Below are 19,838 nucleotides of genomic sequence, written 5' to 3' on the forward strand. Positions count from 1 at the left end.
TTTAATTTACTTTTGATCGCTGTCTTCTTCATCTTCATCGTCGTCTTCATCATCGTCATCAGAGAAGTCGAGATTAGCAGTATCATCATCGTCCGGGGCTTCCATCTGTGAAAGCTGGTCTTCGATACCATCTGGGATGTCTTCCGAAGCATCTTCTTCGTCATCGTCATCGATGCCCAAGCCGGTCTGTAACTTACCCAGATCTGGCGTTGAACCGGTTGAATCGTCATCATCGTCGTCATCACTGGCGTACGACGTGTCATCATCTTCCGGATCGTCGTCATCGTAATCGATTACGTCGTCGTCATCGGTCGTGTCGGCGAGGAAGGCATTAACCTTCTTACGCTTCTTACGCTTAGGTTGATCTTCATCTTCCTCAGCGTGAACCGTCGCTTCATCGATGGATTCAAACGGATACCAAGTTCGCAGTCCCCAGAGGTTATCACCCAGAGAAATGAAACTACCATCGACATTTAAATCCGTATAGAATTGGGACAGCCGGTTACGAACTTCTGCGTCACTGTCGCCCAAATAGGCTTGCACGGCGTTTGCTAAGTCGGCAAATGCCATCACGTCACCGTGTTGAGACAAAATGGCGTGAGCAACTTCGATCATTGATAATTCCTTTTTATTCTGGCCCTCAAAGACTTTTAATTCCAAACTGGTGCACGTCCTTTCCACAGTCTACGAAATATGATACTCGTTTATGCCGTAAATTGCAATCGAATCTTGTAGTTCCCGACTAATTCTTCACCAGCATAGAGCAGATAATCAATCTTAACGTTCCCACTGAATGGCCGCTCCTGAAAACTGGTCTCCAGATATGGCGTCACCGTCTCGATTGGCATGATGCCATAAGGCGTCTTGTAGCGTGCCGTGACCCGCTTACCGCTAATAAAGTGTAACCGAAGTTCTGCCTCGGCATTCCGCGTCAGATGAACCTCACCTTCTGGTGTGAACTTCATCGTCACGGGGGTTTCCTTCCCCGTCTCTTGATCGGGTTCCAGATAGCGAAGATAGAGGTTCAGGCCCATCTGGACGAGCTGACCTTCCACATCTAAGCGGTAGTCGGAAACGTCTCCATCCTGTTTAATATGCGTCTCCAAGTGAATCATCACGGGCACACCCGTTGATAACTGATCCATCTGCACACTCCCTTTCCGTGAATTGTCTGCGTTAATTATAGTTCATTTTTCGTGGAAAACCTATTCTTTATACTTTAATTCAAAGCAAATTATATGCGGGAAAAGCCGTGCACCACCCACTGATATCAACGTTCAAAATTACGCTAAGAAACTCCGACCGCAAATGCCGAAGCGGCCTAGTCACACTGCCTCAACCATGACGGGGCCTAAGTTTTCTAGTATAATGAAAACATTGGTTCTAAACGACTGAAAGGGGGACGCATCTTGGCACCATTTAATTTAACCACTGACCGGATTCAGACGCTGACGACCGCCATTACGGCCGATCAAAAGAATCAGGCCTTCGGTTACACCAATGCCTTGCTGGATCTGATCCCCCGCCTTAAACAGCCCATACTGCACTTCTGGACCATGCCACCAACTGTCATCATGGGGATTAAGGATAAGCGGCTACCACACCTTACAGACGCTGTCAGTGCCATTCACGGCTATGGTTATGACCATGTTCTCCGTAATTCCGGGGGATTAGCTGTGGTGGCTGACGGGGGCATTCTGAACGTTTCCTTGTTTCAGCCGCTGACGACCCCCGCAATTAGCGTCGCCGCAGCCTATGACCAGATGTTAGCCCTAATGGCGGCTACCTGGCCGAAGCTCGACCTGGCCCATCACGAGATCACCCGGTCCTATTGCCCAGGTGACTACGACCTCAGTGTCAACAACCGTAAGATTGCTGGCATTTCGCAACGCCGAAGCCCTCATGCGATGGTGACCATGCTCTATCTAAGTGTCACCGGCGATCAACTCACCCGGGGAAGTCTGATTCGTGACTTTTACCGCGCGGGCTTAGGAGCACACACCAACGATTGGAACTTTCCCGACGTCGATCCCAATGTCATGACGACGGTCACGGATCTCTTGGATCGCCCACTCACTGTATTGGACGCTCAGCAACGGATTCTTGACGCTTGTGCCACTGCAGGTCTCGACATCGGCCGAGGTAAGTTAACCGCGGCCATGACCACCCCCTGGTTTCAGGAACGCCTGGCCCATGCGACCGCCCTCATGGCACGCCGTCAACCCATTTAATGTTTAAATCAAGAAGGAGGACTCACTGTGAGTTATGCAACTGCTCGGCTTCCCCGAGAAAAGGTCTTTCGCGACCCCGTTCACAATTATATTTACGTTCAACACCAAGTTATTTTAGACTTAATCAACACCCGTGAATTTCAACGGCTACGGCGCATCAAACAACTCGGAACCGCCTCGCTCATCTTCCATGGGGCCGAGCACTCGCGTTTTACCCATTCGCTGGGAGTCTATGAAGTTACCCGCCAAATCTGTGATAATTTCCAACGCAACTATCCCATGGAAATTCCTGGTGACGGCGGTTGGGACGACCGGTATCGGTTAACTGCCTTATGCGCAGCTCTCTTGCACGACATCGGTCACGGTCCTTATTCCCACACCTTTGAACACATCTTTCACACGGATCACGAAGCTATTACCGCTGAAATCTTGACGTCACCCACGACCGAGGTCAATCAGGTCTTACGACGTGTCAGTCCAACCTTCCCGGCCGAAGTGGCGAGTGTCATTCAAAAGACCCACCCGAATCCACAGGTGGTTCAGATGATCTCTAGTCAAATTGACGCCGACCGCATGGACTACCTCCTGCGTGACGCCTACTTCACGGGAACCGAATACGGAACCTTCGACATTACACGCATTCTACGAGTCATGCGCCCTTACAAGGATGGCATTGCCTTTGCCATGAATGGGATGCACGCCGTCGAGGACTATATCATTAGTCGCTTCCAAATGTATCAACAGGTTTACTTCCACCCGGTTTCCCGGGCTATGGAAGTGATCTTAGACCACCTGCTAGCTAGAGCCAATGAACTCTACCAAAACGGCAACGAAGATGAAAGCTTCATCCCTCACTTACTGCTACCGTTCTTCAATCACGAGTTCGATCTCAAGGACTATCTGAACCTCGATGACGGGGTACTCACCACTTATTTCATTCACTGGCGCGACTCTGATGACGAGATCCTGGCCGACCTGGCCCACCGTTTTCTCGATAGAAAGCCCCTGAAAAGTGCCATTTTCTCTGAAGAGACGCAGGATCTGATTCCACACCTCCGCGATCTCATTGCCTCGGCCGGGTTCAATATCGACTACTACACGGCGACTGACAACAGTTATGACCTCCCCTACGACGATGCTTATGACCCGCGAGTCACACATCCCCTGACACAGATCGAACTTCAGGAGCCGGACGGATCACTGCGCGAACTTTCGACGGTGTCCGACTTGGTTAATGCCATCCGTGGGAAGTTTTCCGGGGACCAACGTTTCTTCTTCCCTAAGGAAATGCTCAGCCCAGATAGTCATGATCCCGAACTATTTCAACCCATTTACGACGACTTTAAGCAATATATTCAAAACAATCAGTTGATTCAGCCAAAGGAGACTGAGCACCATGACCATTAAACTCATCGCCGTGGATATTGATGGTACCCTCCTCAATGAGAATGACGAGCTGACTCCCACTACCATTCAGACGATTCAAACCGCTCGTGACCGTGGCATCAAAGTGGTCTTGTGCACCGGACGACCGCTTACCGGGGTCACCCCCTATTTGGAAGCTCTTGGTCTGAATGGTGATGACCAATACGTCATCACTTACAATGGATCATTAGCCGAAACCGTCTCTGGGAAGGTACTGACAAAACACTCACTCAGCTATAACGATTATGTAGATTTGGAAGCTCTCGCTCGAAAATTTCAGGTCCACTTTCAAGTCCTCACACCCGATCACATCTACACGGCCGATCAGGACATCAGCCCACATACGGTTACCGAGAGTCACTTCGTTCATCTTCCTCTCCGCTACCGAGCAGCGTCGGATATGCCACGCAACCTCTTGATGCCCACGGCCATCTTCATCGATGATGCACCAGTTCTCGACCAAGTTGAGGCCCAACTTCCCCGCGAGATTTACGATCGGTTCTACGTGGTTCGCACCATGCCCTATTTCATCGAGGTTCTGAGTAAAAATGTTAGCAAGGGGAACACCCTAGCTGAGCTTGCCACGAGCCTGGGGCTCACCGCCGCCGACGTCATGGCGATCGGCGATCAGAATAACGACCTTCCGATGCTGACTTACGCCGGCCTCGGGGTGGCCATGGGAAACGCCAATGCTGCTGTGAAGGCCGTCGCCGATATGGTGACGACCCCCAACACGGCTGATGGCGTGGCCACCGCAATTCAACGCTACGCCCTATCCTAACGACACGAAGGAGAATTGACGAAAAACATGACAATTAAAATGATTGCAATTGATATTGACGGGACTTTACTTAACGAAAAGAACGAACTGGCTCCAGCCACCATTGCCGCAGTCCAATCTGCCACGGCCAAAGGGATTAAAGTGGTTCTCTGTACCGGTCGCCCCCTGACTGGTGTGCAGCCTTACCTCGACGCCCTGAAATTAAGCGGCGACGACCAATACGCCATTACCTACAACGGTTCTGTCTCCCAGACCGTTTCTGGAAAAATGATGACCAACCACTCTCTCAGTTACAACGACTTCATCGACTTGGAAGCCCTCGCCCGGAAACTCCAGGTCCACTTCCAGATCGAAACGCCCGACTTCATCTACACGCCGAACAAAGATATTTCGGCCTACACCATTGCTGAAAGTATGCTGGTTAAGATGCTCATTCGTTATCGTGCTGTCGGCGAAATCAGTCGTGATCTGACAATTTCTAAGGCCATGTTCGTCGACCACAAAGACATCATCGACCGTGTCAATGCAGAAATCCCTCAAGAATTTCGAGACCGGTTCTACGTCGTTCAGAGCACGCCATTCTTCGTTGAAATCATGAATAAGCAGGCCAGCAAAGGAAACACACTAGGTGAGCTTGCAACCAAGCTGGGCTTTAGTGCTGATGAGGTCATGGCCATCGGGGACCAAGGTAACGATCTGACGATGATCGACTATGCTGGTCTCGGAGTGGCCATGGGAAACGCCATCGACGAGATTAAGGAAGCGGCCCAGGTCACGACCCTTACCAACGTTGAAGATGGCGTCGCAGCTGCCATCCACAAGTACGTCTTAGATATCTAAATTGGTTGGCGTACTGCCCATGGTTCAAATGCAACATGTTTAGCTAAACAAATAGACGAGTCACTATCAGCTATTTCTGGTAGTGACTCGTCTATTTAGTGTCAGCCATTCAATTTATTTGCTTGTCCCCTTGTTTCCTTTAACCGCTCGAATCACATAGCTTCCCTGCCAAGGTCCGGTCCACCAGCCATCAAACCCAGCTGACTTGGCCAGCAGCACGTGGCAACCCGCGGACTCTAAAAAGTCTCGGTAGCCCCGCAGATGATGATCCGTATCAACGATTAACAATTCGCCACCAGGTTTTAAAACTCGGACGGCCTCCTCTAATGCCTGATAACGCATAGCCTTAGGCTTGATGTTGTGGACCGCAAAGCTGGTCGTGACGATGTCGAACCGATTGTGGTCATATGGTAAATCCACCATATCCGCCGTGACCAGCGTGACGCGATCGGCAACCCCTAACGTGGCCATATTCGCCATGGTGGCCTGTTTTGAATTTTGTGATTGGTCCCGTGACCGCCAGAGATCAACACCCACGGCCCGGCCAGTTCCCGACAACTCTTGGGCCACACGCCCCAACACGGTGCCATGACCACAACCAAGATCCAGGACCTGAGCGTTGGGATCAACCGAGGTTTGTGCCAATAGCCGCTCCCAGATGTGTCCCTTCCCTCGTAATGAGGTGTGTAAGAAAATACCAAGCCCTGCGACGAAAAACAACCCCACGACGATATCCCAAAACCGTTCCGTCGCATGCTGTTCCCAGAAAAAACTAGTAAATAAAAAAAGCGCCGCTACCAAATAAAGCATTGGAATCACGGGCGCATCAATACCTGACGTCACTTTTTTCATTTTAATTCGCTCCCCTAAGTGAATTTTATAGCAGTGTTAAAATAATGCCGATAATCACGTACACCCCACCAGAAACCAACCCATAACGGGCAAATCCGTTCACAACAATCGGTGAATTCTTCACCGTCGCCACGTGACGCACGTCAATTTTCTTTTCGCGTTCCTCTTTGGTTACCGGGTCCCCTTTACGTCGACGCCGACGCCACCCAGTAAACAAATGACCCTTGGCTAATATCCCAATCATCCCCAAGACCAGCAGTGCCAGTCCAATCATGAAGAGTAAATTGCCAATGACCATTAAGGGTTGTTCCAAAATGCGCATTGCTAGCGCAACAATCAGTCCCACGGCTAAGGTGCCCGTCGTCCATCGCTGCCAACTCGTCATGGCAGTTGCTCCCTTCAAGATATAAATTTACACGTGATTTCCGACGACAATCAGATGTCCCTGAAACCAACCTCGACCGCTTCTCATAGGGTACCGGTAGATGATTACCACGTGTAGTTAGTTTAACCTATTTTAGCAAAAAAACTTGAGTCGTGTGCACCACGACTCAAGTTTTTTCAGTTTCTTTATTGTTCTGCGGACCGGAAACGGTTCTTGAACAATGGACTAACTGGCCGATTTTCGTTAATTCGCTTGATGGCTTGACCGATCAGTGGTCCAACGGAGATTTGTTGGATCTTGTCAATTTGCTTGTCTGCCGTTAATTGAATAGAGTCCGTCACAACCAATTTCTTAATCGGGGACTTTTCAATCCGTTCAATGGCTGGACCGGAAAGAACAGGGTGCGTACAACTTGCATAGACCTCAGTCGCACCGGCATCCATCAGGGCTTGTGACCCCAACGTAATCGTGCCGGCGGTGTCGATCATATCATCAATCATGATACACCGCTTTCCCTTAACATCCCCGATAATATTCATGATCTCGGCAACGTTAGCCTTAGGCCGTCGTTTGTCGATAATAGCAATTGGCGCCTTCAAGAACTCTGCCAATGCCCGGGCACGTGTCACACCACCGTGGTCTGGTGAAACCACGACGGCATCCTTGTCTAACCCGTTGGTCAAGAAATAATCGGCTAACAGTGGGGCACCCATCAAGTGATCCACTGGAACATCGAAGAATCCTTGAATCTGAGCGGCGTGCAAGTCAAGGGCGAGTACCCGCGTTACGCCAGCCGTTTGCAGCATGTTTGCCACTAATTTGGCCGTAATTGGTTCGCGAGACCGGGCTTTTCTATCCTGTCGGGCGTACCCGTAATACGGAATGACCACGTTGATAGTCGCTGCGCTTGCCCGTCGTAAAGCATCAATCATGATCAATAATTCCATCAAATTATCGTTGACTGGTGCCGACGTGGATTGAATCACGTAAACGTGACAACCCCGGACACTTTGCTCGATATTAATCCGAATTTCACCGTCACTAAACCGATCCACCGAAGTTTTCCCTAACTCAACACCAACCTCGCTAGCGATCTTTTCCGCTAACGGCTTGTTAGAGTTCAACGCAAAAATCTTTAGTTTAGGGTCAAAATATTGCGTAGCCATAATTTCCTCCAATAGCAACTAAACTGCCAGAATTTACTATAATAATTTTATGCTATCGTGTCGTGAAACACAAGACCCTCGCTCTAATCTTCACCGCGATACGGAAGTTTCTGGTAATAATTAGGCTTGTTAGTCTGACGTTGACGTGCGATGGCCATGTCATATTGCTTTAAATCATCCGTAATTGTTGAGCCAGCAGCCACAAAACTGTGATCCGCCACGTTTAATGGTGCAATCAAGTTGGAATTAGACCCAATGAAGGCATCGTCTCCCACGACCGTCTCATGCTTGTGCAGACCATCGTAATTCACAAAGATGACGCCGCAACCGATGTTGATGTGCTTGCCCAGCTTGGCATTCCCGACATAAGTCAGGTGGCCCACCTTGGTGCCCTCACCAATCGTCGCCTTCTTGACCTCGACAAAGTTGCCCAAGTGAACCTTAGGCCCGATGTGTGACTCCGGACGTAAATGGCTGTTAGGACCAATATCACTCCCACTAGCCATTGTGGATTCTTCCAACAAAGAAGAAGTTACGGTGACGTGATCAGCCAACGTCGAGTTCCGAATTTCGGAATGCGCACCAATGTAACAGTCCTCACCAATTACGGTAGAGCCTTTCAAAACCACACCGCCTTCAATAATGGTATCGGAACCAATCTTGACACCAGCATCGATATACGTCGTGTCGGGATCAATTAATGTTACCCCATCGCGCATGTGTTGCCGGTTGATCCGGTTACGCATGATCTTCGTCGCATTAGCCAAGGCAACGCGATCGTTAACGCCCATAGACTCATCGAAATCAGCCATTTGGTAAGCGGCCACGATATCTCCTTGTTGCTTCAAAATCTCGATAACATCGGTGAGGTAATATTCTCCCTGAGCATTGTCATTAGAGGTTTGATGTAAAGCGGCAAACAACTTTTGATTGTCGAATACGTAAACCCCCGTGTTAATCTCATGGATTTCCTGTTCCTCAGAACTAGCATCCTTTTGTTCCACGATCTTTTCAACGATACCAATGTTGTTCCGCACAATCCGACCGTAACCGGTTGGATCTGGGGCAACGGAGGTTAAAATCGTTGCAGCGGCGTGCTTGGCTTCATGGTAAGCAAAGAGATCCTCAAACGTTTGGGCAGTAAATAATGGCGTATCCCCACTCACAATAAGTGTGGTCCCAACTTCATCCTTCAAGAGTGGCTCTGCCTGTAAGACGGCATGACCCGTTCCCATTTGTTTGGCCTGGAGTGCATATGCCGTCCGGTCACCTAACGTTGCCTTGACGTCATCAGCACCATAGCCCACGACTGTCACGATTTGATCCATCTGGGTCTTCTCTACCTGTGTGAGAACGTGGTCTACCATAGCTTTGCCGCAAACCTGATGCAAGACCTTGTATAACTTTGACTTCATCCGCGTGCCCTTACCAGCCGCGAGGATAATCGTATTTCTCGTGTTCATTCCGATATCTCCTAATTTAATTGATTATTTTCAGCCCCAAAAATTTGGGTCAAATAGTTCCCAGGTGTCACCCGGATCTGTTCGTCCTTCGTATGAATCTTTAAGAGCGATGTGTACTTTGTCACGGTTCGTTGTCCTTCAAAGTCACCTTCTGCGAAGACAGCAACCCCAGCAAGTTGTGAATCGAATTCATCAACTAATGACCGTAAGCCGCCTACGGTACCGCCGCCCTTCATGTAGTCATCGACTAACAGAACTTTGGACCCCGGCTTGACACTGCGCTTCGACAACGCCATCCGTTCAATTCGTTTCGTCGAACCGGAGACGTAGTTCACACTGACTGTGGACCCTTCGGTAATCTGAGAATCATGCCGGACAATGACAAAGGGGACATTCAAGTAGCTGGCCACACTTTGGGCCAAAGGAATTCCCTTGGTTGCCACCGTAACCACGACATCAACCGATTGGTTTAGGTACTGAGTTGCCAAGATGCGGCCAATTTGCCGCAACGCAGCCGGCCGGCCGAGGATGTCGGACATGTAGACGTAGCCACCCGGCAGGTAACGATCGGCTTCGGACAGTTCTGTAATCATTTCGGATACGAATTGTTCGGCTTCTTCTTTTAAAATGTACGGAATGAACCGCGCACCACCGGCAGCTCCGGGAACGGTCTCCAGCAACCCAGTTCCCCGTGTCTGAAAGGCCCGTTTCAAGATCGTCAGATCTTCACTAATAGAAGATTTGGCCGACCCATATCGCTCTGCAAAAAAAGTCAAGGACACCAATTGATGCGGACGTTCTAACAAATACCGGGTCATATCGACCAAACGGTCACTTCTTCTGACTTTCAACCTCTTCACCTCAACTATTATTTAGTATTAATTGTACCGACAATTTTAGCATAAATGTTCGTGTTTTTCGTTATATTTCGGTGAGAATTAGGAAAAAGTTCCAAAATTTAAAGAATGCAAGGACATTTAGTCGCTTTCAGCGTATCTTTTGGGTTTTCACACCCACCCCTAGTTGCGAATCAGCGCAGACAAAAATGGCTCACCAAGTTGGTGAGCCATTGCAAATTTTCTTTTCAATTATGGTCAAACAGTGTCACTTATTCCGCCGTTTGAAGTCGTTGCCAGCCCAATGCAACAAAGTAGAAGATAGCCTCAATCGCCGCGATGAAGAAGGAAACGGGATAATTGGTGAGATAACTCAACGTTAACCCACTCCACACACCGATCAGAGCCAGCGCAATGGCCAATACCATCATCCCCCCTACAGTGTGGGCAAAGTACTTTGCCGTAGCTGCTGGCAAGGTCAATAGAATAAAAATTAACAGTGACCCCACGATTTGTGCGGCCACGCTCACACTCAAAGCCACCAAGACCAGGAAGGTGATGGATAACGCATTGGTCCACAACCCTTTGACCCGCGCTCCCGTATGATCAAACGAATCAAACTTCAGGAAACGGTAGAGTACAAAAACCACGAGTAAAACCACGAGTGACAGCCAGAGCATCTGACGGACGTCACTGACACTGATGCCGATAACACTTCCGAAGAGAATGCTCGTGGCATAGCTGGCGTTCTTATTGGCTAGGGATAGGAACAGGATCCCCATCCCGATGAATAACGCCGAAATAGCACTCGTTGCTGCCTCCCGTCGTTCTGAACGAGCTGAGAGCTGACCGACGATGACTGAACTCACCACGGTAAAGAGTAACATGCCGTTGAGTGGTGCCCAACCGGCAAAGACCCCGAAAGCCGCACCAGAAAAACCAATTTCGGACAGCGTATGCGTCAAAAAAGACATGTTTCGGGCGATCACGAAGACGCCCATAATGCCACAAATCACGGCAATAATAGTCCCCGCCGCGAAGGCATTGCGCATAAATTCATAACTAAACATTTTCGCCCTCCCAAACCTTGTCGTGTGTCAACTGCGCGATCGGTCCCTGTTCAACCTTACCGGGAGTCATCATGAGATATTGATGCGTATACTTCTGTGCCATGGGAATATCATGGGTCACGAAGAGCACGGTCAAATTCAACCGTTGATTCAATTCAGTGACGAGGTCCAGTAATTCCGTCTTGGTAACCGGATCCAGACTAGCGGTCGACTCATCCAAAATTAAAAGGTTAGGGGCCTCGACTAAGGCTTGAGCCAGATAGGCCTTTTGCTTTTCCCCACCCGATGCTTGACCAATTGGACGGTTCGCTAGCTTAGTTAAGCCCGTTTGTTCAATAATTCGCTGGACCTTCGCTCGTTCCTTAGCCGACAGCCAGGGTAACTTCCAACCGGTCAGATTCAAGCCAATAAAGTCCCGGATGGTCAGTGGATAATCGGCATCGATGTTCCGAAATTGGGGGACATAGCCGATCCGCACGTCGTTGACGCTGGGCAAATAGGTCACCTTTCCTTGGGTTGGCCGTAATTGATGCAGCAAGGTCCGCATCAGCGTGGTCTTTCCGACCCCGTTCTTCCCAATAATGCTCCACACCTCACCTTGGCGAATCGTCAGATTCAGGTCACTGAAGACGGGATTATTCGGAAATGTCACGCCCAGATGGTCTAGTTTTAAAATAGGTGCGTTGGTCATGCATGCCCCTCCTGTTCTTGAATGCGTTGCACCTGGCGATACTGCTTGAGCATCCAGGTCTTATAACTCTGGTGAACCGGCATCGTCTCGGTCACCTTGACCACGGGAATGTGGTGCTTCTTGGCAAGTTGAACCATCGCCGTCACATTTTTACTGGTATTTTGCGTATTTTCAACGAAAAAAGCAATTCGATGATGCTTGATCTGATCTTGAAGTTGCGTGATATCAGCCGGGGTTGGGTCACTATCTTCTTCAATTGACTGGGCAAAATGCGGATCACTAACTCGGTAGCCCATGGCACTCAGGGCTAAATCAAAGACTGGCTCACTAACCGCCACACGCTGGTGATGACTGTTCTGAGAAATGATGGTCGCCAACTTAGGCAATTCATCTAGCTGCGCCTCGTAAGCCCGACCACGCTGGCGATAATCAGAGGCGTGTTTGGGGTCAATCTTACTGAATTGCGTCACCAAATGTCGCGTCACCTTCACCATCGTCGTTGGATCTGTCCATAGATGGGGATTATCCCCCAGTTTTTTCCCCATCAAATGACCGATCGACAAGGACTTGGTCTGAGCGTCATTATTAGCAGCTACAACCCGGTCCATCCAACTATCGTAACCTAACCCATTCTCAATGACCACATCGGCCTTAGCGACTGCTTTAGCCGTCTTCACGTCTGGCTCATAACTTTCAGCATCGATACTGGGACTATTGATCACCGTGGTGACCTGTCCCTGATTGCCCAAGATCGCTTGAGCTGCCTCACCGTAGAAACCCAGCGTGGCTACGACTTGAATCTGATTACTCTTGTGTTGGGGTGTTGAGGCTGCCGAGCAGCCACTCAGGGTAACCCCTACCAAGATCAGGGCTAGTAGGGCAATGCGCCCGAACCCACTAAAACGTCGTTCTCTGCGTCGCAAACTCGTCATCTCTTTTCTCTGTCATTTATGTAAATGGTAATGATTACCGTTTAATATCTTACCAGATAATGTAAGCTTGTCAACCGGGTTTAAGACTTTCCTAACGTTAGCCTATTGAACAGTGCCCGCCCACTGACGGCCAAGAGTCAGGCCCTTCTTGAAAATAAAGTTATCCTGGAGAGACCGCCATTCTAAACGTCGACGAGCCCCATTCTCCTAAAAGAAGAATCTATCAGCACACAAATAATCCCACCGATCCAAAGGTCAATCGGTGGGATTATTTTTCTAATATCTAAGCAACATACTTTTCTAGGAATGACTTGACCAAGTCATCATACTTGGCCGGGTCCTTTGCACGCGTGGCAATATGACCGGCCTCGTCATCACGGTAACGTTCCTTAGGTCCGGCCGCAGCCCGGTACAGAACATCCAGGTTTTCCACTGGAACCGTCTCGTCATTAGCACCCTGAATAAACAAGATTGGCAAATGCGTTTTCCGCAATTGTTGGGCGATGTCCCCGTCCGAGAGGCGATACCCCTCAGCTAGGCGGGAATACTGATCCGCAATCGGGAGGATGGGATAGACCGGCAAATGGTATTTATGGCGAATTCGGTAGCGTGCTTCCGCCAATACGGAGGCGTAGCCGGAATCGGCCACGACTGCCTTCACATTGTGGGGCAAGTCTTCCCCGGCGGTTGCCAAGACTGTGGCGGCCCCCATGGAGATCCCTAGCAGCACAATCTCACAGTCCTCACCATAAGTAGCGATGACCTGATTAATCCACCCATTATAGTCGAAACGGTCTGGCCAACCATACCCAATCGTATGGCCTTCGCTGTCCCCATGAGCTCGGGCATCGGGTATCAGGACAGTGTAGCCCCAGTCATGAAAGCTCTTCGCCCAGGGAATCATCTGTTCACGGGCGTGACCCAACCCATGGGCCAGGATGGCCACTCGCTTGGTAGGCTTAGTGGCCTCGATGCAGCTGGCCCGCAAGATCAGGCCATCCAGACTTGTCTGCGTCCATTCCACAGGATTATGCCGTAGATACCAGGCGTTATCCGCCGCGGTATTTTCCGCGATCGCCCGTTGCTTCGTCTTGCGTCGGTTACGGCTAAATGATTTCGTTGCGGCTTGGTAGACCACGGCGGCGCCACCGAGAACCCCAACCGTACCGACTGCCGCGACAATTGCCGTGGCCCCCAGCCATTTCTGCCAACTCTTTGCCATACTGCCTGCCCCATTCCTGACTCACGTCGAATTTGTTACTTCCACTGTACCCAAAATCAGGGTGTGGTGCCACTATTTACTGTCTATTTGCGCACAAAAAAACTCGAGAGCACCGTCTCGAGTTCGTTAAGTCAATTTAAATGGATTAAGCTCCCCACGCATTAGTGGCATTCTGGAGAATCAGCCGAATTGCACAGAAAAGTCTTCCGCTCTGCTCATTAATCACTTACCCACTTATGGTAACGGCCGAACTAAATAGACTTCCCGGCAGAAGCCCTTCATCCCATTGAAGACGCGCTGTGCTCTGGACTGCTTACTGCAGAGGCCAAACACAGTGGGACCGGTCCCACTCATTTGCGCCACATCGGCGCCAAACTTCATCATCTGTTGTTTTAACTGTGTAATTTCAGGATAACGATGGGCCGTCAAAGGTTCCAAGACGTTGCCCATCACCGAACACATGGCATCAATGTTCTGATCACGAATGCTACGCAAGAGGCCCTCAATATCGGGATGTTCCAGATCATCGTAGCGAATCTGCTGGAGGATGCTAGGCGTCGACACGCTCACCTTAGGCTTGGCCAAAACGACCCAAGCCGCCGGCAACTTCGAGAGTGGCGTGATGCGCTCTCCTCGCCCGCGAACATGTGCTGTACGACCATAAACACAGTATGGCACGTCGGAATCAATTTCGAGGCCCAACTTAGCTAGCTCTTGCCAGGAAAGTCCCAGATCCCAGAGCTGGTTCAACCCGCGCAAAACCGCCGCGGCATCCGAAGATCCACCTCCGAGGCCGGCCGCCACCGGGATATTTTTCTTAATGCGAATATTGACCCCCTCATCAATATGAAAGCGAGTCTGTAGTAAGTGTGCGGCCTGGTATGCCAGGTTCCGCTGATCGTTAGGAAGGAAGCCGCTGTCCGAGGCCACCCGAATTCGTTTATGCTTGGTTAGCGTTTGAATCTCTACGTAGTCCGCCAAGTCCACGGAAGTCATGACCATGTTCCACTCTTCCGCACCATCATGATGATGATAGGGCGTATCGAGCCCGAGGTTAATCTTGGCAGGCGCCTTTTCAATCAGTTGCATGAGCTCACCTTAATTCCAGATAGACCGAGTCTACCGTTCTCGTGAATATAATTAAGCCCATTATACTATGGTTTTAGGCAAAATAAAAAGGCCTGACCGGCCCAATTATTTATTCATCGAAATCGACTTCGATGTTTTTCGTTAAAATATCGGTATAGCTATACGAAACCCGCTTGAACGAATTTTCATCCTGGTCTAAATCCACAACGAAAACAGCCGGATAGGTTTCCCGAAGAATGCCATGCCGTTCTGTCGTCTTCTTACGCCCAGCCTGAGCAATCACCATTAACTTGTCGCCAATGCGATCGTCCAGTTTGTTCTTAATGTTCGCTAAACTTGTTGGCATGCCCTTCACCTCTGTGAAACAATTATAGCATGGTTTCACAGAAATTGCAAATTATACCACAACCCACTTTAAACCGCAAGAATCCACAATTGAAAAGGGTTACATAAGTCCTTCATTGTGAAAAGCGTTGGTTAATTCGATAAAGTTTATCAAGGTTAACCGTTCGGGCCGTAGTTGTCGAGAAATTCCCACCGCTTCCAAAACGGATTCCAAGCGCTCGCGAACCTCAGGTTGCTTGCCAAATAAGCCTTGTAAATTGTTCCACAATGTCTTTCGCCGATGAATAAAGCAGCCCTTAACAAATTTGAATAAGGCCTCTTCTTCGTACGGTTTCACTGCGAGTGGCTCTCTGGGCGTCAACCGAATAATTGCAGAATCCACGTTAGGTTGCGGAATAAACGCCGTACGCGGCACATCAAAGGCCACAGCCACGTGTGCCTTATACTGCATCACAACGGAAAGTGACCCATAGGCCTTGGTTCCGGGTTCAGCTACCAAACGATCAGCAACTTCCTTTTGCATCATGACCACGATCTCGTCGAAGGCCACCCCACTCTGGAGAACCCCCATTAGGATAGGGGTCGTAATGTAATAGGGCAGGTTGGCAACCAGCTTGACGGGATGCCCCGGTTCAAACTCCTCGTGAATGACTTCGGCAAGGTTGGCCTTCAAGATATCCTGATTGATGATCTTGATATTGTCGTAATCCGCCAACGTCTCATCCAAAACGGGTAAGAGGTTGTCATCAATTTCGAAAGCCACAACTCGACGTGCCCGTTTCGCAATCTGCTCCGTCAGGGCCCCAATCCCCGGTCCAATTTCAATAACGTTGTCGTTTTCCGTGACCTCTGCGGCATTGACAATGTTACGCAAAATATTCAGATCAGACAAAAAGTTCTGGCCCAGACTCTTCTTAGCTACTAACCGATAACGGGTCAGGATAGCTTTGGTTCTAGCAGGTGATCCAATCTCTGGCGCACTATTGTTCATGGGCGTTCTCCCTTTCTCGAATTTGTTTAACGGCGGCCGCAAAATCCGCTGGTTGGATGCTAAACATCCGCAGTCGCTTTTCAAGTTGCTTGCCATTAACATAACCAATCTGAAGCAGTTCCCCAAGTTGTTCTCGACGCGCTTTCGAGCCCGCGCCGCCGATTAGCCCCGCGGCCATGAGATCCTCATGTGTGATAAGCACTGGTGCCGCAGTCGTCTCCGTATAGACATGATCTAATGCCGCACGGATGGCTTCCGGACTGGCATGTTCCACTCCCAGCGAGCCACCCGCCTTATCCGGTCGACCAGCGGCCTTGGGCAGAAACGCATGCTTAGCGTTAGGAACGGCCTCGGCGACAATCTTTCGAATCTTTTCACCGGAAAAATCGGGATCAGTAAAGATGATGACGCCACGCTGGTCGGCGAGCTTGGCAATCAATGCCAAGGTATCCTCGTCAATCGCGGATCCGCGAGTTTCAATGGTATCCGCATTAACGGCTCGGTTAATTTGTTTCGTATCGTCCTTGCCTTCGACAACCAGGACTTCTTTAATCTTTTTCATTAATGTGATAAAACTCCTCTGCATTGTGGTAAGTGGCGGCGGCAATTTCTTCCGGCGTCGTTTCTCGTTCCTTGGCGATGGCCGCCACCGTATAGCGGGTGAAGCCTGGTTCGTTCTGTTCACCACGATGCGGTTCTGGTGTCAGATACGGTGCATCCGTCTCGACCATCATCACATCTAGTGGTGTAGCCCGTACAGCATCATGGACCTCGTGAGCGTTCTTAAAGCTAGCGACACCGGAGTAAGAAATGTGCATGCCCAGATCCAGGAACTTCTTTAGCCATTCGGGATCGCCATTGAAACTGTGCATAACGCCCCCGATGTCGCGGATATCGGCTTCCTTGATAATACGGTAAGTATCTTCAAAGGCATCGCGATTGTGCACCACAATTGGCTTGCCCATTTCCTTTGCGATCGCAATCTGCCGGGCAAACACCTTGCGTTGAACATCTTGAGGTGACGTGTCCCAATGGTAATCTAACCCAATTTCACCGAGAGCAACGACGCGATCATCAGTCAATTGCTCTTCGAGGCATTCTTCCTTAGCCGCATCGTAGTTCTTAGAATCTTCGGGATGCCACCCCACTGCCGCGTACAGTTGTGGATACTGATGTGCCAACTTGATTGCGTCAGCATTCAGTTGCGTATTGGACCCGATGTTGGTCATCTTAATCACGCCCAGATCCGCCGCCTGCTTCAGGTAGCGTGGAACCTCCTGAATGAATTCCTCACTATTTAAATGCGTATGTGAATCAAAGATTTTCATCATGATCCTCCTAAGTGTTTGGCACAACTAACGCTAAAAATCGAAAACGTGGTCGGCGTCTCATCGACCCCCCGCCCACGTTTTTCATGACTTTAATCACTTTATTCGACTGATGATCCGTTAACCATGCTATCTGGCAACGTCAAGAGTTGAACCTTACCGTCGTGCTCGGCGGAAAGTAACATCCCTTGGCTAACTTCACCCCGCATCTTACGTGGCTTCAGGTTGGCAACAATGACAACCTTTTTCCCCAGCAAGACTTCTGGTTCTGGATACCACTTGGCAATTCCCGACAAGATTTGCCGATTGCCTTGATCACCAGCATCCAGTTGGAACTTGAGCAGCTTGTCGGCACCAGCAACGTGGTCGACCGCTTTGACTTCGGCGACCCGCAGTTCAACCTTTTCAAACTTATCGAAACGAATTTCGGGTTTGTTCAAAGTCAGTTCCGTGGCGTCTTCTGTTGCAGCAGCCTGTTGGGCTTCTGCTTTGGCAGCCATTGCGGCCCGACCCTTCGTCTTTTCAGACTTGGTCATTTGACCTTGGATGAAGTCGACTTCTTCCTTCACGTCGATCCGTGGGAAGATTGGCGTTCCCTTAGCCACAACCTGAGCACCAGCTGGTAAGTCGGCCAATTGAAGGTCGCTCATCGTTAAGGTTTCAGGATCCAAGCCCAATTGGGCAAATATTTCCTTAGGTGCGTGCGTCATCACGGGACTGATCAGCGTGGCAATCACCCGCAGACTAGCTGCCAAATGTGCCATAACGGCGGCCAATTCAACCGTCTTGTTGTCATCCTTGGCTAAGTTCCAAGGTTCCGTCTCGTCGATATACTTGTTGGTCCGTGCCACTAACTTCCAGATTTCAGTTAAGGCATCGGCAAAGTGCATCTGATCCATCAGATCGTGGTAGTTGGCGATAACCGTCTTAGCCGTGGCTTCAAGATCACCGTCAAATTCAGTAATGCCGGCCTTAAATGCAGGCAACTTGCCATCTTCGTACTTGTTAATCATGGCAACAGTCCGGTTTAATAGGTTCCCCAGGTCGTTGGCCAAGTCATAGTTTAACCGGTCCACGAAGTCTTCCGGCGTAAAGGTACCGTCATTACCGTAAGGCATAGCTCGCATCAGATAGTAGCGCAAAGCATCGAGTCCATAGCGTTCAACTAGTGTTTCAGGGTAAATGACGTTTCCCTTAGACTTGGACATCTTACCGTCCTTCATGAGTAACCAGCCATGGGCAAACAATTCATCGGGAGCTTCGATCCCTAACGCATGCAACACAATTGGCCAGTAGATGGAATGGAAACGAACAATTTCCTTACCCACCATTTGAACATTGGCTGGCCAGAATTTCTTAAATAGGCCTTCGTCATCGCTGGCGTAGCCCAGAGCCGTGATATAGTTCAACAAGGCATCAATCCACACGTAAACCACGTGTTTCGGGTCGCTCTTGACGGGCACACCCCAGGTAAAGGTGGTCCGAGAGACAGCGAGGTCTTCCAGACCAGGCTTGATGAAGTTATTCACCATTTCAGTCATCCGTGATTCTGGTTGGATGAAGTGAGGATGGCTGTGGTAGAAGTCTAACAACCAGTCTGCATACTTACTCATCTTGAAGAAGTATGATTGTTCCTTAACGAGAGAAACCTCGTGACCGGATGGTGCCTTCCCACCGATAACCTTACCATTATCATCGTGGTAGACCTCGGCCAATTGTGTCTCGGTAAAGTACTCTTCGTCATCCTCGGAGTACCATCCCTCGTATTCACCCAGGTAGATATCTCCCTGCTTTAAAAGACGTTCAAAGACTTCCTGTACGGCGGCAACATGTTCTTTGTCCGTCGTCCGGATGAACTTGTCGTTAGAAATTTCCAGTGTCTTCCAGAGCTGCTTGATCCCGTCAGCCATGCCGTCCACGTATTCTTGTGGTGATTGGCCTTGAGACTTGGCCTTGTCTTCAATCTTCAGGCCGTGTTCATCAGTTCCCGTTAAGAAAAAGACGTCATAACCGTTGCTCCGCTTGTAGCGTGCAACCGTGTCACAAGCAATCGTGGTGTAAGAATTCCCGATGTGTAACCGCCCTGATGGGTAGTAGATCGGCGTTGTAATATAAAATGTTGGTTTGTCTGCCATAAATAAAAATGCCTTCCCTCACTCTAAATTAGTCCGTAATTTTTTGGGGTTAAATT

21 protein-coding genes are annotated in these 19,838 nt (G+C 49.7%); 4 read left to right on the forward strand and 17 right to left on the reverse strand.

The window, feature by feature from the left end:
• Positions 1-6: 6 nt before the first annotated feature.
• A complete protein-coding gene (gene rpoE / locus EKM71_RS08085) occupies positions 7-660 on the reverse strand; it encodes a DNA-directed RNA polymerase subunit delta (RefSeq protein ID WP_125574104.1) in 654 nt (217 codons plus the stop codon).
• A gap of 44 nt (positions 661-704) precedes the next feature.
• Positions 705-1,145: a DUF1934 domain-containing protein gene (locus EKM71_RS08090; protein WP_057878861.1), complete on the reverse strand. Its 441-nt coding sequence runs from the start codon at positions 1,143-1,145 to the stop codon at positions 705-707.
• Positions 1,146-1,409: 264 nt separating this feature from the next.
• Between EKM71_RS08090 and EKM71_RS08095 the strand changes: the two genes are divergently transcribed.
• Genes EKM71_RS08095 through yidA (EKM71_RS08110) form a run of 4 tightly spaced genes read left to right on the forward strand, consistent with a single transcriptional unit; the run spans position 1,410 to position 5,277 of the window.
• Complete coding sequence (locus EKM71_RS08095; protein WP_125574105.1) at positions 1,410-2,231, forward strand: lipoate--protein ligase family protein; 822 nt, start codon at positions 1,410-1,412, stop codon at positions 2,229-2,231.
• Positions 2,232-2,258: 27 nt separating this feature from the next.
• The gene (locus tag EKM71_RS08100) at positions 2,259-3,638 is read left to right on the forward strand and encodes an HD domain-containing protein (protein ID WP_125574106.1); all 1,380 of its coding nucleotides are present in this window, start codon (positions 2,259-2,261) and stop codon (positions 3,636-3,638) included.
• Positions 3,628-4,437: a sugar-phosphatase gene (gene yidA / locus EKM71_RS08105; RefSeq protein ID WP_125574107.1), complete on the forward strand. Its 810-nt coding sequence runs from the start codon at positions 3,628-3,630 to the stop codon at positions 4,435-4,437. Before EKM71_RS08100 ends, yidA (EKM71_RS08105) begins: the two co-directional genes overlap by 11 nt.
• A gap of 27 nt (positions 4,438-4,464) precedes the next feature.
• Positions 4,465-5,277, forward strand: a complete 813-nt coding sequence (yidA, locus tag EKM71_RS08110; protein ID WP_125574108.1) for a sugar-phosphatase — start codon at positions 4,465-4,467, stop codon at positions 5,275-5,277.
• Positions 5,278-5,391: 114 nt separating this feature from the next.
• Here yidA (EKM71_RS08110) and EKM71_RS08115 read toward each other — a convergent pair whose 3' ends face one another.
• From EKM71_RS08115 to metG, 15 genes are all read right to left on the reverse strand, one after another.
• Positions 5,392-6,129 (reverse strand): class I SAM-dependent methyltransferase, encoded by a 738-nt coding sequence (locus tag EKM71_RS08115; RefSeq protein ID WP_125574109.1) that lies wholly within the window; start codon positions 6,127-6,129, stop codon positions 5,392-5,394.
• A gap of 25 nt (positions 6,130-6,154) precedes the next feature.
• Positions 6,155-6,514 carry a DUF3899 domain-containing protein gene (locus EKM71_RS08120; protein WP_125574110.1) on the reverse strand — a complete coding sequence of 120 codons (360 nt, stop codon included), beginning with the start codon at positions 6,512-6,514 and terminating at the stop codon, positions 6,155-6,157.
• A gap of 185 nt (positions 6,515-6,699) precedes the next feature.
• Positions 6,700-7,680 carry a ribose-phosphate diphosphokinase gene (locus EKM71_RS08125; RefSeq protein ID WP_125574111.1) on the reverse strand — a complete coding sequence of 327 codons (981 nt, stop codon included), beginning with the start codon at positions 7,678-7,680 and terminating at the stop codon, positions 6,700-6,702.
• 83 nt (positions 7,681-7,763) lie between these two features.
• Entirely contained in the window at positions 7,764-9,143 is a 1,380-nt protein-coding gene (glmU, locus tag EKM71_RS08130; RefSeq protein WP_125574112.1) for a bifunctional UDP-N-acetylglucosamine diphosphorylase/glucosamine-1-phosphate N-acetyltransferase GlmU, read from the reverse strand.
• Between the two features lie 11 nt (positions 9,144-9,154).
• Positions 9,155-9,994, reverse strand: a complete 840-nt coding sequence (gene purR / locus EKM71_RS08135; protein ID WP_083488559.1) for a pur operon repressor — start codon at positions 9,992-9,994, stop codon at positions 9,155-9,157.
• A gap of 257 nt (positions 9,995-10,251) precedes the next feature.
• Entirely contained in the window at positions 10,252-11,049 is a 798-nt protein-coding gene (locus tag EKM71_RS08140; RefSeq protein WP_125574113.1) for a metal ABC transporter permease, read from the reverse strand.
• Positions 11,042-11,740 (reverse strand): metal ABC transporter ATP-binding protein, encoded by a 699-nt coding sequence (locus tag EKM71_RS08145; RefSeq protein WP_125574114.1) that lies wholly within the window; start codon positions 11,738-11,740, stop codon positions 11,042-11,044. Before EKM71_RS08145 ends, EKM71_RS08140 begins: the two co-directional genes overlap by 8 nt.
• Positions 11,737-12,672 (reverse strand): metal ABC transporter solute-binding protein, Zn/Mn family, encoded by a 936-nt coding sequence (locus EKM71_RS08150; protein ID WP_125574115.1) that lies wholly within the window; start codon positions 12,670-12,672, stop codon positions 11,737-11,739. The genes EKM71_RS08145 and EKM71_RS08150 overlap by 4 nt, the downstream gene beginning before the upstream one ends.
• Positions 12,673-12,955: 283 nt before the next feature.
• Positions 12,956-13,894: an alpha/beta hydrolase gene (locus EKM71_RS08155; RefSeq protein WP_125574116.1), complete on the reverse strand. Its 939-nt coding sequence runs from the start codon at positions 13,892-13,894 to the stop codon at positions 12,956-12,958.
• A gap of 234 nt (positions 13,895-14,128) precedes the next feature.
• Positions 14,129-14,983, reverse strand: coding sequence for a 4-(cytidine 5'-diphospho)-2-C-methyl-D-erythritol kinase (gene ispE / locus EKM71_RS08160; RefSeq protein WP_125574117.1), 855 nt, complete (start codon positions 14,981-14,983; stop codon positions 14,129-14,131).
• 109 nt (positions 14,984-15,092) lie between these two features.
• Positions 15,093-15,329, reverse strand: coding sequence for a Veg family protein (locus tag EKM71_RS08165; protein WP_057878876.1), 237 nt, complete (start codon positions 15,327-15,329; stop codon positions 15,093-15,095).
• A gap of 99 nt (positions 15,330-15,428) precedes the next feature.
• A complete protein-coding gene (gene rsmA, locus EKM71_RS08170; protein ID WP_125574118.1) occupies positions 15,429-16,319 on the reverse strand; it encodes a 16S rRNA (adenine(1518)-N(6)/adenine(1519)-N(6))-dimethyltransferase RsmA in 891 nt (296 codons plus the stop codon).
• Entirely contained in the window at positions 16,309-16,881 is a 573-nt protein-coding gene (gene rnmV / locus EKM71_RS08175; RefSeq protein ID WP_125574119.1) for a ribonuclease M5, read from the reverse strand. The genes rsmA and rnmV overlap by 11 nt, the downstream gene beginning before the upstream one ends.
• Positions 16,868-17,647, reverse strand: coding sequence for a TatD family hydrolase (locus EKM71_RS08180; RefSeq protein WP_125574120.1), 780 nt, complete (start codon positions 17,645-17,647; stop codon positions 16,868-16,870). The genes rnmV and EKM71_RS08180 overlap by 14 nt, the downstream gene beginning before the upstream one ends.
• A gap of 101 nt (positions 17,648-17,748) precedes the next feature.
• Positions 17,749-19,782: a methionine--tRNA ligase gene (gene metG / locus EKM71_RS08185; RefSeq protein WP_125574121.1), complete on the reverse strand. Its 2,034-nt coding sequence runs from the start codon at positions 19,780-19,782 to the stop codon at positions 17,749-17,751.
• Between the last annotated feature and the right edge of the window lie 56 nt (positions 19,783-19,838).

Source organism: Levilactobacillus huananensis, from assembly GCF_003946145.1.
Lineage (GTDB): Bacteria > Bacillota > Bacilli > Lactobacillales > Lactobacillaceae > Levilactobacillus > Levilactobacillus huananensis.

Coding starts and splice junctions, on each gene's coding strand:
- glmU (WP_125574112.1), bottom strand. CDS start 9,143: ATGAACACGAGAAATACGATTATCCTCGCGGCTGGTAAGGGCACGCGG.
- EKM71_RS08120 (WP_125574110.1), bottom strand. CDS start 6,514: ATGACGAGTTGGCAGCGATGGACGACGGGCACCTTAGCCGTGGGACTG.
- ispE (WP_125574117.1), bottom strand. CDS start 14,983: ATGCAACTGATTGAAAAGGCGCCTGCCAAGATTAACCTCGGGCTCGAT.
- yidA (WP_125574107.1), top strand. CDS start 3,628: ATGACCATTAAACTCATCGCCGTGGATATTGATGGTACCCTCCTCAAT.
- EKM71_RS08090 (WP_057878861.1), bottom strand. CDS start 1,145: ATGGATCAGTTATCAACGGGTGTGCCCGTGATGATTCACTTGGAGACG.
- EKM71_RS08115 (WP_125574109.1), bottom strand. CDS start 6,129: ATGAAAAAAGTGACGTCAGGTATTGATGCGCCCGTGATTCCAATGCTT.
- EKM71_RS08145 (WP_125574114.1), bottom strand. CDS start 11,740: ATGACCAACGCACCTATTTTAAAACTAGACCATCTGGGCGTGACATTT.
- EKM71_RS08150 (WP_125574115.1), bottom strand. CDS start 12,672: ATGACGAGTTTGCGACGCAGAGAACGACGTTTTAGTGGGTTCGGGCGC.
- EKM71_RS08140 (WP_125574113.1), bottom strand. CDS start 11,049: ATGTTTAGTTATGAATTTATGCGCAATGCCTTCGCGGCGGGGACTATT.
- rsmA (WP_125574118.1), bottom strand. CDS start 16,319: ATGAACAATAGTGCGCCAGAGATTGGATCACCTGCTAGAACCAAAGCT.
- yidA (WP_125574108.1), top strand. CDS start 4,465: ATGACAATTAAAATGATTGCAATTGATATTGACGGGACTTTACTTAAC.
- EKM71_RS08165 (WP_057878876.1), bottom strand. CDS start 15,329: ATGCCAACAAGTTTAGCGAACATTAAGAACAAACTGGACGATCGCATT.
- EKM71_RS08125 (WP_125574111.1), bottom strand. CDS start 7,680: ATGGCTACGCAATATTTTGACCCTAAACTAAAGATTTTTGCGTTGAAC.
- metG (WP_125574121.1), bottom strand. CDS start 19,782: ATGGCAGACAAACCAACATTTTATATTACAACGCCGATCTACTACCCA.
- EKM71_RS08155 (WP_125574116.1), bottom strand. CDS start 13,894: ATGGCAAAGAGTTGGCAGAAATGGCTGGGGGCCACGGCAATTGTCGCG.
- rnmV (WP_125574119.1), bottom strand. CDS start 16,881: ATGAAAAAGATTAAAGAAGTCCTGGTTGTCGAAGGCAAGGACGATACG.
- EKM71_RS08180 (WP_125574120.1), bottom strand. CDS start 17,647: ATGAAAATCTTTGATTCACATACGCATTTAAATAGTGAGGAATTCATT.